Raw genomic sequence first — 709 nt, 5'->3', positions numbered from 1 at the left:
ACGCCTTTCAGGAGCTTGCAGACTGGTATCTTTGAAGCTCCGCAGGACCGACGACAATGTAATTGTCATAGTCGGACACTATGACAAGTCAAATATTGATTTCTATCTGCTACAATAAGTTTCCAGTACCCCACAAACTGAGGGTCGGAGATTGTTATGGATATGGTAAAGAAGGAAAAATATAGAGAAATAGAGAGAGAAGTACAGAGGCTTGAAAATCTGTTCAATATAAAGGCTGTGCGATTGAAGGCACGTTATGAGACCAAGGCTATTCGTTATATGTTTGGGAATGGGGTCGAGGTTTATTGCGGTTGGGAAAAGCCTTACGATATCATGACTTGTTTGCATGACCATTATATTTACCATTCTTTTCATGTGAAGGATGTGATAAGTTATAGAGATTATTTGCGTTGGCTTCCTTCGCATTCTTCTTTGTTTTTGGATTACATAGAAAGCAGGGGATATGGTTTTTTAAGATTCAACGAATATTTGAACGATGACGAGGATGATTTTTGTTACGAGTGTGTTTTTGTTAATGACAATAAAGATGAGATACGCCTTTGGGTTAAAGATTTAGAAGAATGTGACAAGGATGGTTTGTATTCGAGTATCGATAATTTAGATTTGGAAAATTGTACGTCTGATGATTTTAAAAGAAGACTCTCAACGATTTGCGAGAAATTTTTTGGATCGTTGTCATGAGTTATCA

1 protein-coding gene is annotated in these 709 nt (G+C 37.1%); it reads left to right on the top strand.

Annotation, left to right across the window (positions count from 1 at the left end):
- Positions 1-156 precede the first annotated feature (156 nt).
- Entirely contained in the window at positions 157-702 is a 546-nt protein-coding gene (locus KP705_RS15765) for a hypothetical protein (RefSeq protein WP_215764882.1), read from the top strand.
- The last annotated feature ends 7 nt before the right edge of the window (positions 703-709 follow it).

Origin of the sequence: Gluconobacter sp. P1D12_c (genome assembly GCF_018812105.1) — a bacterium.
GTDB classification, from domain to species: domain Bacteria; phylum Pseudomonadota; class Alphaproteobacteria; order Acetobacterales; family Acetobacteraceae; genus Gluconobacter; species Gluconobacter oxydans_A.
The sequence above is the reverse complement of the archived record's forward strand: the minus strand, read 5'-3'. Positions and strand labels throughout refer to the sequence as shown.

Bases quoted from the DNA above. Each gene is read 5' to 3' on its own strand.
- KP705_RS15765 (WP_215764882.1), top strand. From the start codon at position 157: ATGGATATGGTAAAGAAGGAAAAATATAGAGAAATAGAGAGAGAAGTA.